The sequence below is a fragment of the Escherichia albertii NBRC 107761 = DSM 17582 genome (assembly GCF_000759775.1).
Lineage (GTDB): Bacteria > Pseudomonadota > Gammaproteobacteria > Enterobacterales > Enterobacteriaceae > Escherichia > Escherichia albertii.
The window spans coordinates 22,462-35,841 of the sequence record NZ_BBMY01000008.1 but is presented as its reverse complement, the minus strand read 5'-3'; the positions used below and the strand labels follow the sequence as shown (position 1 = coordinate 35,841).

Genomic DNA, 13,380 nt, shown 5'->3' with positions numbered 1-13,380 from the left:
CACCCATATGACCAAATATGAAATAATCGGCACCTTCTATTTTATTTATATTGCCTTTTAGCGAGTTCTGAATGCGGTCAACAGGCCAGAGTAATTCTTTCTCCGCTAGCTCTTTGCCAAATTGATATTTATTACCCGGGTAATCAGCATGGACTATGACGTATTTTATTTTTTCGTCGTTAATTTCGATGATATGCGGTAATTGCCGAAAGCGTAATAACAGGTCGATAGCCTCTTTTTGTTCTGGATTGCTAAGCCCAAAGAACCAGTCGCCGCCGCTGGCTAACCACATATTGCCATCGCCAGTAGCGAACGCATCAAGGGCCATTGCTTCGTGGTTGCCTTTAACCGAAGTAAACCAGGGCTGGTTTAACAGGCGTAGAACGTTAAGACTCTCCGCCCCACGATCAATATTATCGCCGACAGAAATAAGTAAGTCAGTTTCGGGACAAAAAAGTAGTTGATGTAAGCGGGATTGTAATAATTGATAGTTACCATGAATATCACCAACGGCCCATATATGGTGATAGTTATAAGCATCAATTTTTTGATAGCGTGTAGATGGCATGGTTTTATCCTATAAAATAAGAACTACTATTATACAGGGTATTTTTTATTTGAGTTGTAAAATGGAGGAAATAATCCCGACAGCATTTTGCTATCGGGATTAAATATTACACCAGACTCTTCAACCGATAAATCCACTCCAGCGCCTGACGTGGGGTCAGTGAATCTGGATCGAGGTTTTCCAGCGCTTCGACCGCTGGTGAGGTTTCTTCTGGTACTGACAGTAAAGACATTTGCGTACCATCCACTTGCGTAGCGGCGGCGTTCGGCGAAATGCTTTCCAGCTCACGCAGTTTTTGCCGCGCGCGCTTAATAACCTCTTTCGGAACGCCCGCCAGTGCAGCAACCGCCAGGCCGTAGCTTTTGCTCGCCGCGCCGTCCTGTACGCTGTGCATAAAGGCGATGGTGTCGCCGTGTTCCAGCGCATCGAGATGCACGTTGGCCACGCCTTCCATTTTCTCTGGTAGCTGCGTTAGCTCGAAATAGTGGGTGGCGAACAGCGTCAACGCTTTAATCTTATTCGCCAGATTTTCTGCGCACGCCCACGCCAGCGACAGGCCATCGTAAGTGGACGTTCCGCGCCCAATCTCATCCATCAACACCAGACTTTGCTCGGTGGCGTTATGCAGAATATTGGCGGTTTCGGTCATCTCCACCATAAAGGTTGAACGCCCGGATGCCAGATCGTCTGCCGCGCCTACGCGGGTAAATATACGGTCGATCGGGCCAATCTCGACTTTTTGCGCCGGTACGTAGCTGCCGATATAGGCCATCAGCGCAATCAGCGCAGTCTGGCGCATATAGGTACTTTTACCGCCCATGTTCGGGCCGGTGATGATCAACATGCGGCGCTGTGGCGACAGATTCAGCGGGTTAGCGATAAACGGCTCGTTCAGTACCTGTTCAACCACCGGATGGCGGCCTTCGGTAATACGAATAGCGGGTTTATCAATAAAAGTCGGGCAGGTGTAGTTCAGGGTATAGGCCCGTTCCGCTAGGTTAACCAGTACGTCAAGTTCTGCCAGCGCGTTCGCACTCTGTTGCAACGCTTCCAGGTGTGGCAGCAACAGGTCGAACAGCTCTTCATAAAGCTGTTTTTCCAGTGCCAGCGCTTTGCCTTTTGAGGTGAGAACTTTATCTTCGTACTCTTTTAGTTCTGGAATAATGTAGCGTTCGGCGTTTTTCAGCGTCTGACGGCGCATGTAGTTAATAGGTGCCAGGTGGCTTTGCCCACGGCTGATCTGAATGTAGTAGCCGTGCACCGCATTAAAGCCAACTTTTAACGTGTCCAGCCCGGTACGTTCGCGTTCGCGCACTTCCAGACGTTCCAGATAATCAGTCGCGCCATCAGCCAGCGCACGCCATTCATCCAGTTCTTCGTTATAACCCGTGGCAATAACGCCGCCGTCGCGAACCAGTACCGGCGGCGTATCGATGATTGCCCGCTCCAGCAGGTCGCGCAGTTCGGCAAACTCGCCCATCTTCTCACGCAGCGCTTGTACCGGGGCGCTATCGACACCTTCCAGTTGCGCGCGCAGTTCTGGCAGTTGCTGGAAGGCGTGACGCATACGCGCCAGATCGCGCGGGCGAGCGGTACGCAATGCCAGACGTGCCAGAATACGTTCCAGATCGCCAACCTGACGCAGTACCGGCTGTAACTCGGCGGTGAAATCCTGCAATGCGCCAATAGTCTGCTGGCGCTCAAGCAACACGCGGGTATCGCGCACTGGCATATGCAGCCAGCGTTTCAGCATACGGCTGCCCATCGGCGTGACGGTGCAGTCGAGTACAGAAGCCAGCGTATTCTCCACACCGCCTGCCAGATTTTGGGTAATTTCCAGATTACGGCGCGTTGCGGCGTCCATAATGATACTGTCCTGCTGACGTTCCATCGTAATAGAACGGATATGCGGCAGAGTCGTGCGCTGGGTATCTTTCGCATATTGCAACAGGCAACCGGCAGCGCAAAGGCCGCGCGGCGCGTTTTCGACGCCAAAACCAACCAGATCGCGGGTGCCAAATTGCAGGTTTAATTGCTGGCGCGCGGTATCGATTTCAAACTCCCATAGCGGGCGACGACGCAGGCCGCGACGACCTTCAATCAGCGACATCTCGGCGAAATCTTCCGCATACAGCAGCTCCGCTGGATTCGTACGTTGAAGTTCTGCCGCCATCGTTTCACGGTCCGCCGGTTCGCTCAGACGAAAACGCCCGGAGCTGATATCCAGCGTGGCGTAGCCGAACCCCTTACTGTCCTGCCAGATAGCCGCCAGCAGGTTGTCCTGGCGCTCCTGTAACAGGGCTTCATCGCTAATAGTCCCTGGCGTGACGATACGGACAACTTTACGCTCAACCGGTCCTTTGCTGGTCGCTGGATCGCCAATTTGCTCACAAATCGCGACGGATTCGCCCTGATTCACCAGTTTGGCAAGATAGTTTTCCACCGCATGGTGTGGAATGCCCGCCATTGGAATCGGTTCGCCAGCAGAAGCGCCGCGTTTGGTCAGCGAAATATCCAGCAGTTGCGACGCTCGCTTTGCGTCGTCATAAAACAGCTCGTAAAAGTCGCCCATGCGATAGAACAGCAGGATCTCCGGGTGCTGGGCTTTCAGCTTGAGATACTGCTGCATCATTGGGGTATGGGCGTCTAAATTTTCTATTACACTCATGGGGTTAAGTCCAGTTCCCTGATGTTAAATGTGGTGTGATGGTTTTTATTTTCGTTGTGATCACATAAGGCGCACATGATACCGGAGTTAATCATTTCAGGGGAAGACGCGAAAGGTGAGTTCTTGATGTCGGTTCCGGGAAAGAGGCTGCTTTGCCGCTTTTACGGGGTGAGTATGAAGAGGGAACGCAAAATTTCCCGGTTTGAGAAACCTTCTCCTTTCGAGCCATAGTCCCTTTTATGATTAAGTTGTAATATAAATGCACCTTAAAAGTATGGAGGCAGCATGTCCGGCAAGCGTATCTCTCGTGAAAAACTGACGATTAAAAAAATGATCGATCTTTACCAAGCGAAATGCCCGCAGGCGTCAGCAGAGCCGGAACATTACGAGGCGTTGTTTGCTTACGCGCAAAAGCGGCTGGATAAATGTGTGTTTGGCGAAGAGAAACCGGCCTGTAAGCAGTGTCCGGTGCACTGTTATCAGCCTGCGAAGCGTGAGGAGATGAAGCAGATTATGCGCTGGGCGGGACCGCGCATGCTGTGGCGTCATCCGATCTTAACCGTGCGTCATCTGATTGATGACAAGCGTCCGGTACCGGAGTTGCCGGAAAAATATCGTCCAAAGAAATAAATTTGCCGAAGAGCCATACTCTCCGGCAAATACGGGGCTTACGCTTTGGTCGCAATCAGGATTGCTGATGCTTTGATCAACGCAATGACGCGCGAGCCAGTGGTGAGTTTCATTTCATCCTGACTTTCATTTGTTACCACCGCCACAATTTCAAAACCTGCATCCGTTTTGATATGGACAGTCGCGTTTACTGCGCCTTCGGTGATTTTCGACACGCTGCCGGCAAACTGGTTGCGGGCAGAGAATTTCAGTCCACAATCTTCTGTTGCCAGCGTTACCCACGGTGCTTTAATCAGAGCAATCGCTTCTTTTCCTGTTGCCAGCCCCAGAGCCTGTTGGCTGCTGTGGGTGACAATTGCTACCAGTTTTGCACCGCCAGCCAGCGTCAGTTCTACTTCATCATTTACTGCGCCCATTGCCACTGCGCTAACTGTTCCGGTTAATTGATTACGTGCGGAAACTGCCATACTGCCTCCTTTCATTGAATGTTGATTGAGTATAACCGGGTCTGTTAAACCAATGCAGCTTTATCTATTCCCAGCCGCTTCATCCGTGATAGCAACGTGGTACGTTTCAGTCCCAGACGCTGTGCTGCGCCTTTCGGTCCGGCAACCACGCCATTAGTCTCTTTTAATACGCGAACGATTAATTGATATTCATCTTCGCCTTCTTGCGCAACCACCGTTGCCGCAGGTGGTGTTTCAGGCTTTGGCAGTGTGATATCCGGCAAAGAGAGTTGCAGCACGTTGCCACGCGTCAGTAGAACAGCACGCTCGATGACGTTTTCCAGCTCGCGCACGTTGCCCGGCCACTCCATATTGCTCAACGCCCGTAACGTTTCGGCAGGAATACTGTCGATATTGCGTCCCAGGCGGCGGGCAATCTTGAAGGTAAATGCTTTCGCCAGCAATGGAATATCTTCCGGGCGCTCGCGCAACGGCGGCAGGTGAATCGGGAAAACATTCAGTCGGTAATAAAGATCGCTACGGAATTCACGATCAGCGACCATTTTTTTCAGATCGCGGTTAGTTGCGGCGATTAAACGTACGTCAGTCTGAATGATTTTGTTGCTGCCGAGGCGTTCGAACTCTTGTTCCTGCAAGACGCGCAGCAGCTTCGGCTGTAATTCCAGCGGCATATCGCCCACTTCATCAAGGAATAGCGAGCTTTTATCCGCCAGTTCAAAGCGGCCAATACGTTGCGTGCTGGCGCCGGTAAAGGCGCCGCGTTCGTGACCAAACAGATCACTTTCCAGCAGCCCGGCAGGCATGGCGGCGCAGTTCATTTTCACCATCCGCCGATTATTGCGACCACTCAAATTATGGATTGCGCGGGCAATCAGCTCTTTACCGGTGCCGGTTTCACCGAGGATCAGCACGGTACTGTCGCTTTGCGCCACCATTTCAACTTGCTTAAGCACGCTATACATGGCTTCGCTGCGACCAATAATCTCACCAAATTCACTATCGACGTTGTTGAGCTGTTCGGTCAGGGCAAGGTTTTCATCAACCAGCCGCTCTTTCAGGCGATGGATTTCCTGATAGGCGAGAGCGTTATCGACGGCAATCGCCACACGTTCGGCAATCTGGCGCAGTAAATTCAGGTTGGTGGTGGTAAAGACTTTCTCTTCACATTGCGCCAGCTTCAGTACGCCCAGCATGGTGTCGCCAGACATCAGCGGTAACAGGCACAAAGTTTGAATCTGGTTGCCCCAGGTGTCGAATAACATGCGTTCGTAGGGGGCCAGATTATCCCGCTCATGGAGATTAATCAGCAGCATCTCTTTGCTTTTAAACACACGCTCGGTGAGTGTTCCGGCTTCATCGACTTCGCTCTGTTCGTGGGCAGGATGCTGTTTATCAAGATAGTGGGTGGAGTAGATGTTGAGTTTATTTTTGCGGTGGCTACGTAAGACGATGCTGATATCGTCAATGTTGAAGTAGTAGTGGATCTCTTTCGCGACTTCGCTGACCAGTTCGTCCATGTCCAGGCGGGAAAGTACCGCGTTGGTGATGGAAACCAGAATGCGGAAGTTGTCGCGTTCCCGGCATAACAACTCGTAGTCGACATTGTTGACGACGCGATTCTGAATTTGTTCGGTGACGACAGAGACAATCTGCGTGAACGTTTGCAGACGATTGAACTCTTTTTCGCTCCACGGGCGATCGTCATAACGAATAAATTCACAACCGCCAAAAATATGCCCTTCCGCTGCTAGCGGCAGCAGACAATAGTGACCAAATTTAGGGTATAGCCCACCTGTCGCCAATTGCGGCCAGGTCTCACAAAATTCTTCGTAACTGCAATGCAGCGTATCAGGACGAGACAAAATGCTGCGCACCGGACCGTGCGCCAGAACGGTTTCGTCTTCGTATTTAATGGGCGTGTCCTGATCACGCGACGCGTAATAAGACGCACGTTGAGTCTGCGCTTGCCACAACACAATAGCTGCGTTGTCGGCGAGCGCAGAACGCTTTACCAGTTGCGAAAGAGCCTCACACAGCGAGGCCAGATCCGGCTGCTGTAATAGTGTCCGAGTGATGTCGAACAACCCCTGTTGTCCGAGATCACTCATCGGTGTATACGACATTTTGTTCTTCCAGGAAAGCACCGCGAAGCGGTGCAAAAGGTCATTGACTAACTACAGGAGATTTAGATTTTTATTAGCATATACGAGGCAGCGGTTCGGCGTGTGGTAAATCGAGAGTTCGTTTCACGCCATAAAGACCAGCAAGACGAACACCTTTACGTTCCACCACTTCGCCAATCAGCGCTGCATCTTGTCCCAATGGATGGGATTTCAGCGTTGCTAACACTTGCTCTGCCGCGTTGCGTTCTACTGCGATCACCAGTTTGCCTTCGTTGGCAAAGTTGAGTGCATCCAGTCCTAACAGCTCGCAAACACCGCGCACGGCAGGTTTAACGGGCAGCGCAGATTCGGAAAGTTCAATACCAAAACCACAAGCCGCTGCGAACTCATGGACAACGGCATTCACGCCGCCGCGCGTGGCATCACGCAGTGCTTTTACGCCGGGAATGTTGCGTAGCGTCTGAATCAGCGGCGTCAGTACCGCACAGTCGCTGACCAGTTCGCCATCCAGTCCCAGTTGTTCGCGCAGATTAAGGATAGTCGCCCCGTGGTCGCCGAGCGTACCGCTCACCAGCAAGACATCGCCTGCGGTCAGAGTTTGTGCGCCCCAGTGAATATTCGCCGGGATAGCCCCCATGCCCGCAGTGTTGATGAACAGTTTGTCCGCCGCGCCGCGTTGCACCACTTTAGTATCGCCCGTAACGATAGCAATGCCTGCCGCGCGGGCGGTTTCAGCCATGCTGGTGACTACCGCTTTTAGCGTTTCCATCGGCAATCCTTCTTCAAGGATAAATCCGCAAGAAAGATAACGGGGAATTGCACCGCTGACCGCAACGTCATTGGCGGTGCCGCAAATTGCCAGCTTGCCGATATTACCGCCAGGAAAGAACAGCGGGTCAATGACGTAGCTATCGGTGGAAAACGCCAGACGGTCGCCTTCCGCCACCAGTTGCGCCAGCTCAAGACGTGCCTGGTCTTCCTGTTCCGCCAGCCACGGATTGGCAAAGGCTTCCATAAACAGGCTGTTGATTAATTGTTGCATCGCCTGGCCGCCGCTGCCGTGGGCGAGTTGGATATTATTCACGCTTCACTCTCCTGCTGACGATACTGATACCACGCAGCGCACGCTCCTTCAGAAGAGACCATCAGTGCACCGAACGCGGTTTGAGGATTACAGGTATTACCAAACAACGGGCATTGATGCGGCTTACATTTGCCCGTCAACACTTCGCCACAACGTGCGCGTGGGTCATCACAAACCTGCTGCGGCGCCGGGCGGAAATGCGCTTCAGCATCGAATCGCTGATAGTCTGGTGTTAAGTGCACGCCAGAAGATTCAATGACGCCAAGGCCGCGCCATTCACTGTCGCCGTTGACGCAGAACACATCGGCAATCGCCTGTTGCGCCTGCAGATTACCCGCATCCGGTACCACCCGGCGGTACTGATTCTCTACCTTGCTGTGGTCCGCTATTTTCTGCTCTACCAGCATCACCACGCCTTGCAGTAGATCAAGCGGTTCGAAACCAGCGACCACCAGAGGACGATGAAAATCGCTGGCGATAAAATTATAGGCATCGGTGCCGATCACCATACTGACGTGACCGGGGGCCAGAAATGCATCGATACCGTTATCTGGCTGTTCCAGCAAACTGCGCAGCGTCGGGATAAGCGTAATGTGCTGGCAGAAGAAGTAAAAATTCTGCACATCGCGCGCTTTCGCCTGTTGCAGTGTGATGGCCGTGGTCGGCATGGTGGTTTCAAAACCTAAGCCGAAGAACACCACTTTGCGGGCTGGATTCTCCTGCGCCAGTTTCAACGCATCCATTGGCGAGTAGACGATGCGCACATCGGCGCCGCGCGCTTTTGCCTGCAACAGCGAACCCTGTTTTCCCGGTACGCGCATGGCGTCGCCAAAGGTACAGAAGATAACTTCAGGATGGCTGGCAATCTCCACGCAGGTATCGATTCTGCCCATCGGCAGCACGCACACCGGGCAACCCGGACCGTGGATAAACTCGACGTTTTCCGGCAGCAACTGATCGAGGCCGAATTTAAAGATGGCGTGCGTATGACCGCCGCACACTTCCATAATCCGCAGAGGAAGTTCGGCGGTGTAAGAGAGATGTGAAGCTCGTTCGCGCAGATGCTCAATTAACTGCATCACCTGTTCCGGGGCGCGATATTCATCAACAAAACGCATTATTTTTCCTCGCCATACAACAGCGCGCCGACATCCGGCTCAACGTCAAACATATTTTGTAAGGCGTCGAGAGTGTCGCGCGCTTCGGCTTCATTAATTACGCTCATGGCAAAGCCAACATGAACCAATACCCACTGACCCACGCGCGGTTGACCGTTTTCATCGCAACTGCCGACCAACGTTAAATCGACATCGCGCTGAATGCCGCAGACGTCGACTTTCGCCAGATTGCCGTCAATAGCGCGGATCTGGCCGGGAACGCCTATGCACATCGCTGTGCCTCCAGCCAGTTCAGCCACTGATCCATCCCTTCGCCGCTGGTGGCGGAAATCAGGATGATTTCAATTTCTGGATTGACTTCGCGGGCGCAGGCGATGCACTTCTCAACGTCGAAATTGAGATACGGCAGCAGGTCGACTTTGTTGAGCAGCATCAGCGAGGCGGCGGCGAACATATGCGGATATTTCAGCGGTTTATCTTCGCCTTCGGTGACAGAAAGTACGGCGACTTTGTGTTTTTCACCCAGATCGAAGCTGGCCGGGCATACGAGGTTGCCGACGTTTTCGATAAACAGAATACCGTTATTGTCCAGTGGCAGGCGCGGTGCGGCATCGGCGATCATCTGTGCGTCAAGATGGCAACCTTTACCGGTATTCACCTGAATCGCTGGCGTGCCGGTAGCGCGAATGCGTGCGGCATCGTTCACAGTTTGCTGGTCACCTTCAATAACTGCGCACGGAACGCTGTCTTTCAGGCGCATTAAGGTTTCCGTCAGCAGGGTAGTTTTACCGGAACCAGGGCTGGAAACCAGGTTGAGCACCAGCTGCTTGCGGGCTGCAAAGCGCGCGCGGTTGCGTTCTGCCAGACGGTTATTTTTGTCCAGCACATCAATTTCTACTTCCAGCATCCGACGCTGGCTCATGCCCGGCGCGTGAGTGCCCGCTTCGCCGTGACCATAATGCAGGTCTCCTTCTTCGGTCTGGCTGGGGGTAAATTCAGGCGCTTTAATACCGGTGATTTTCATTTTCGGGCGTGCCGCCGGGGCAAATGGCGCGCTACGAAACGCGGAATGAGGGTTATGTTCATCACCCTCGATATACAGGTTGCCTTCACCGCAACCACATGTTGTACACATCGCTCACTCCTGGTCTATTTCTATCCGCCGAATCTGTAAACCGTCGTCTGCCACAATGCGCAACATGTCGCCATGGCACTGTGGGCAGCGGCGGACGCGTTGGGTCAGTAGCGTCACATACTGTTGGCATGTTTCACACCAACACTCGGCCTCTTGTTCTTCGAGGTGCAGTTTACAACCTTCCGCCACGCTGTCGCGGCAAACCAGATCAAAACAAAAGGCAAGAGAGCTGGTTTCGACGCAAGAAAATGCGCCAATTTTGAGCCAGACCCCAGTTACGCGTTTTGCACCGTGTTTTGCGGCCTGCTGTTCGATCAATTCCAGTGCCCGTTGGCAGAGGGTTATTTCGTGCATATCGCCTCCCATTAACTATTGCCCGTTACAAGCAATAACTGTGCCAGTGTTGATTATCCCTGCGGTGAATAATGTCGATGATGTCGAAATGACACGTCGTCACGGCGACGAAATTCGACTTATTAATAAAAAATACATAAATAACAATAAATTAAAAGTTGGCACAGAAAATGCTTAAAGCTGGCATCTCTGTTAAACGGGTAACCTGACAATGACTATTTGGGAAATAAGCGAGAAAGCCGATTACATCGCACAGCGGCATCGTCGCCTACAGGACCAGTGGCATATCTACTGCAATTCGCTGGTTCAGGGGATCACGTTATCGAAAGCGCGTCTGCACCATGCCATGAGCTGCGCGCCAGACAAAGAACTCTGTTTCGTCCTTTTTGAACATTTTCGCATTTACGTCACCCTGGCGGATGGCTTTAACAGCCACACCATTGAGTACTACGTCGAAGCGAAAGAGGGAGGAGACAAACAGCTGATTGCGCAGGCGCAGTTGAGCATTGACGGCATGATTGATGACAAGGTCGACATCCGCAATCGCGAGAAAGTGCTGGAACACTATCTCGAAAAAATCGCTGGCGTTTACGACAGCTTATACACCGCCATTGAAAACAATACGCCGGTGAATTTAAGCCAACTGGTAAAGGGACAAAGCCCGGCTGCATGAACTGAGGCTTTGCCCGTTTTGCAGGCGTTATGCCTGTTTGGGGATGGGCGTGTCGATGAGTGTCGAAAATGACATTTCATCGGCATGTTTTCGTCAAAAATGACAATCACCTGAGGAATGCCTGGTGAATCGTTTTGTAATTGCTGACTCCACGCTCTGTATCGGCTGCCACACCTGTGAGGCCGCCTGTTCAGAGACGCATCGCCAGCACGGCCTGCAATCAATGCCGCGCCTGCGAGTGATGCTGAATGATAAAGAATCTGCGCCGCAGCTCTGTCACCACTGTGAAGATGCGCCCTGTGCGGTGGTCTGCCCGGTTAACGCGATTACTCGCGTTAATGGCGCAGTGCAGCTAAATGAAAGCCTGTGTGTAAGCTGCAAACTGTGCGGCATCGCCTGCCCGTTTGGCGCCATTGAGTTTTCCGGTAGCCGTCCGCTGGATATTCCGGCTAATGCTAATACCCCGAAAGCGCCACCAGCACCGCCTGCTCCGGCGCGTGTCAGCACGCTACTTGACTGGGTGCCGGGTATTCGCGCTATCGCCGTCAAATGCGATCTCTGCTATTTCGATGAGCAAGGTCCGGCCTGCGTGCGGATGTGCCCAACCAAAGCCCTGCATCTGGTGGATAACACCGATATCGCCCGCGTCAGCAAGCGTAAGCGTGAGCTGACCTTTAACACCGATTTTGGCGATCTCACCTTGTTTCAGCAGGCTCAAAGTGGAGAGGCTAAATGAGCGCAATTTCCCTGATCAATAGCGGCGTTGCGTGGTTTGCCGCCGCCGCTGTTCTGGCATTTCTCTTTTCGTTTCATAAGGCGCTGAGCGGCTGGATTGCCGGGATTGGCGGCGCTGTCGGTAGCCTGTACACGGCTGCCGCGGGTGTTACCGTGCTGACTGGCGCGGTTGGCGTGAGCGGCGCGCTTTCGCTGGTGAGTTTCGATATTCAAATCTCTCCGCTTAACGCGATTTGGCTGATTACGCTCGGCCTGTGCGGTCTGTTTGTCAGCCTCTACAACATTGACTGGCATCGCCACGCGCAGGTGAAATGCAACGGCTTGCAGATCAATATGTTGATGGCTGCCGCCGTGTGCGCCGTTATCGCCAGCAACCTGGGTATGTTCGTGGTAATGGCAGAAATTATGGCCCTGTGCGCGGTGTTCCTCACCAGCAACAGCAAAGAGGGAAAGCTGTGGTTTGCACTGGGACGTCTTGGCACGTTGCTGTTGGCGATTGCCTGCTGGCTGGTCTGGCAGCGTTACGGCACGCTGGATCTGCGCCTGCTGGATATGCGTGTGCAGCAACTGCCGCTCGGTTCCGATATCTGGCTGCTCGGCGTGATTGGCTTCGGCTTGCTGGCCGGGATTATCCCGCTGCACGGTTGGGTGCCGCAGGCTCATGCCAACGCCTCTGCGCCAGCCGCTGCCCTGTTTTCCACGGTGGTGATGAAAATTGGCCTGCTGGGCATTTTAACCCTGTCGCTGCTGGGCGGTAACGCGCCGCTGTGGTGGGGAATTGCGCTGCTGGTGCTCGGTATGATCACCGCATTCGTCGGCGGCCTGTATGCGCTGATGGAACACAACATCCAGCGTCTGCTGGCTTACCACACCCTGGAAAATATTGGCATCATCCTGCTGGGGCTGGGTGCTGGCGTAACGGGTATCGCGCTCGAACAACCGGCGCTGATTGCTCTTGGCCTGGTCGGTGGTCTGTACCATCTGCTTAACCATAGCCTGTTCAAAAGCGTGCTGTTCCTTGGCGCGGGCAGCGTCTGGTTCCGTACCGGTCATCGCGATATCGAAAAACTCGGTGGCATTGGTAAGAAAATGCCGGTTATCTCCATCGCCATGTTAGTCGGGCTGATGGCAATGGCTGCGCTGCCGCCGCTGAACGGTTTTGCCGGGGAATGGGTTATCTACCAGTCCTTCTTCAAAATGAGCAATAGCGGGGCATTCGTTGCTCGTCTGTTCGGGCCGCTGCTCGCCGTGGGTCTGGCAATTACCGGGGCGCTGGCGGTGATGTGTATGGCGAAAGTTTATGGCGTCACTTTCCTTGGCGCGCCGCGTACCAAAGAAGCAGAAAACGCAACTTGTGCGCCGTTCCTGATGAGCGTCAGCGTAGTGGCGTTGGCGATTTGCTGTGTGATTGGCGGTGTCGCTGCGCCGTGGTTGCTGCCGATGCTGTCGGCTGCGGTGCCTCTGCCACTGGAACCTGCTAACACCACCGTTTCTCAACCGATGATCACGCTGCTGCTGATTGCCTGCCCGCTGCTGCCATTCATCATTATGGCGATTTGCAAAGGCGACCGTCTGCCGTCGCGTTCCCGCGGTGCGGCCTGGGTGTGCGGCTATGACCACGAAAAATCAATGGTGATTACCGCTCATGGCTTTGCCATGCCGGTGAAACAGGCTTTTGCTCCGGTGCTGAAATTGCGCAAATGGCTGAATCCGGTGTCGCTGGTACCGGGCTGGCAGTGCGAGGGGAGTGCGTTGCTGTTCCGCCGGATGGCGCTGGTTGAACTGGCGGTACTGGTGGTGATTATTGTTTCACGAGGAGCCTGAG

General features: G+C 53.4%; 13 protein-coding genes. 4 read left to right on the top strand and 9 right to left on the bottom strand.

The annotated features are described in order from the left end of the window. Positions 1–568: protein-serine/threonine phosphatase (gene pphB, locus EA14781_RS02755; protein WP_042335344.1), on the bottom strand; the 568-nt coding region annotated here is incomplete at its 3' end. Positions 569–674: 106 nt separating this feature from the next. After that, positions 675–3,236, bottom strand: a complete 2,562-nt coding sequence (mutS, locus tag EA14781_RS02750) for a DNA mismatch repair protein MutS (RefSeq protein ID WP_000110915.1) — start codon at positions 3,234–3,236, stop codon at positions 675–677. Positions 3,237–3,521: 285 nt separating this feature from the next. Here mutS and EA14781_RS02745 point away from each other — a divergent pair, with 285 nt between their 5' ends. Next, positions 3,522–3,866 (top strand): nitrous oxide-stimulated promoter family protein, encoded by a 345-nt coding sequence (locus tag EA14781_RS02745; RefSeq protein WP_000015482.1) that lies wholly within the window; start codon positions 3,522–3,524, stop codon positions 3,864–3,866. 38 nt (positions 3,867–3,904) lie between these two features. Here EA14781_RS02745 and EA14781_RS02740 read toward each other — a convergent pair whose 3' ends face one another. The 7 genes from EA14781_RS02740 to hypA form a co-directional block, all read right to left on the bottom strand. Next, a complete protein-coding gene (locus tag EA14781_RS02740) occupies positions 3,905–4,333 on the bottom strand; it encodes a TOBE domain-containing protein (RefSeq protein WP_002461465.1) in 429 nt (142 codons plus the stop codon). Between the two features lie 44 nt (positions 4,334–4,377). Next, positions 4,378–6,456, bottom strand: a complete 2,079-nt coding sequence (gene flhA / locus EA14781_RS02735; protein ID WP_002461467.1) for a formate hydrogenlyase transcriptional activator FlhA — start codon at positions 6,454–6,456, stop codon at positions 4,378–4,380. Between the two features lie 73 nt (positions 6,457–6,529). After that, positions 6,530–7,540, bottom strand: a complete 1,011-nt coding sequence (hypE, locus tag EA14781_RS02730) for a hydrogenase maturation carbamoyl dehydratase HypE (RefSeq protein ID WP_001059969.1) — start codon at positions 7,538–7,540, stop codon at positions 6,530–6,532. After that, entirely contained in the window at positions 7,537–8,658 is a 1,122-nt protein-coding gene (gene hypD / locus EA14781_RS02725) for a hydrogenase formation protein HypD (protein WP_001212966.1), read from the bottom strand. Before hypD ends, hypE begins: the two co-directional genes overlap by 4 nt. After that, positions 8,658–8,930 carry a hydrogenase 3 maturation protein HypC gene (gene hypC, locus EA14781_RS02720; protein ID WP_000334869.1) on the bottom strand — a complete coding sequence of 91 codons (273 nt, stop codon included), beginning with the start codon at positions 8,928–8,930 and terminating at the stop codon, positions 8,658–8,660. The genes hypD and hypC overlap by 1 nt, the downstream gene beginning before the upstream one ends. Continuing rightward, positions 8,921–9,793, bottom strand: coding sequence for a hydrogenase nickel incorporation protein HypB (hypB, locus tag EA14781_RS02715; protein ID WP_000337671.1), 873 nt, complete (start codon positions 9,791–9,793; stop codon positions 8,921–8,923). The genes hypC and hypB overlap by 10 nt, the downstream gene beginning before the upstream one ends. Positions 9,794–9,796: 3 nt before the next feature. Beyond that, complete coding sequence (hypA, locus tag EA14781_RS02710; RefSeq protein WP_024164732.1) at positions 9,797–10,147, bottom strand: hydrogenase maturation nickel metallochaperone HypA; 351 nt, start codon at positions 10,145–10,147, stop codon at positions 9,797–9,799. A gap of 211 nt (positions 10,148–10,358) precedes the next feature. Between hypA and hycA the strand changes: the two genes are divergently transcribed. From hycA to hycC, 3 genes are all read left to right on the top strand, one after another. Continuing rightward, positions 10,359–10,820, top strand: coding sequence for a formate hydrogenlyase regulator HycA (gene hycA, locus EA14781_RS02705; RefSeq protein ID WP_000158049.1), 462 nt, complete (start codon positions 10,359–10,361; stop codon positions 10,818–10,820). Positions 10,821–10,944: 124 nt separating this feature from the next. Then, positions 10,945–11,556 carry a formate hydrogenlyase subunit HycB gene (gene hycB / locus EA14781_RS02695; RefSeq protein ID WP_001079170.1) on the top strand — a complete coding sequence of 204 codons (612 nt, stop codon included), beginning with the start codon at positions 10,945–10,947 and terminating at the stop codon, positions 11,554–11,556. After that, positions 11,553–13,379, top strand: coding sequence for a formate hydrogenlyase subunit 3 (gene hycC / locus EA14781_RS02690; RefSeq protein WP_001274369.1), 1,827 nt, complete (start codon positions 11,553–11,555; stop codon positions 13,377–13,379). Before hycB ends, hycC begins: the two co-directional genes overlap by 4 nt. Position 13,380: the final 1 nt, after the last annotated feature.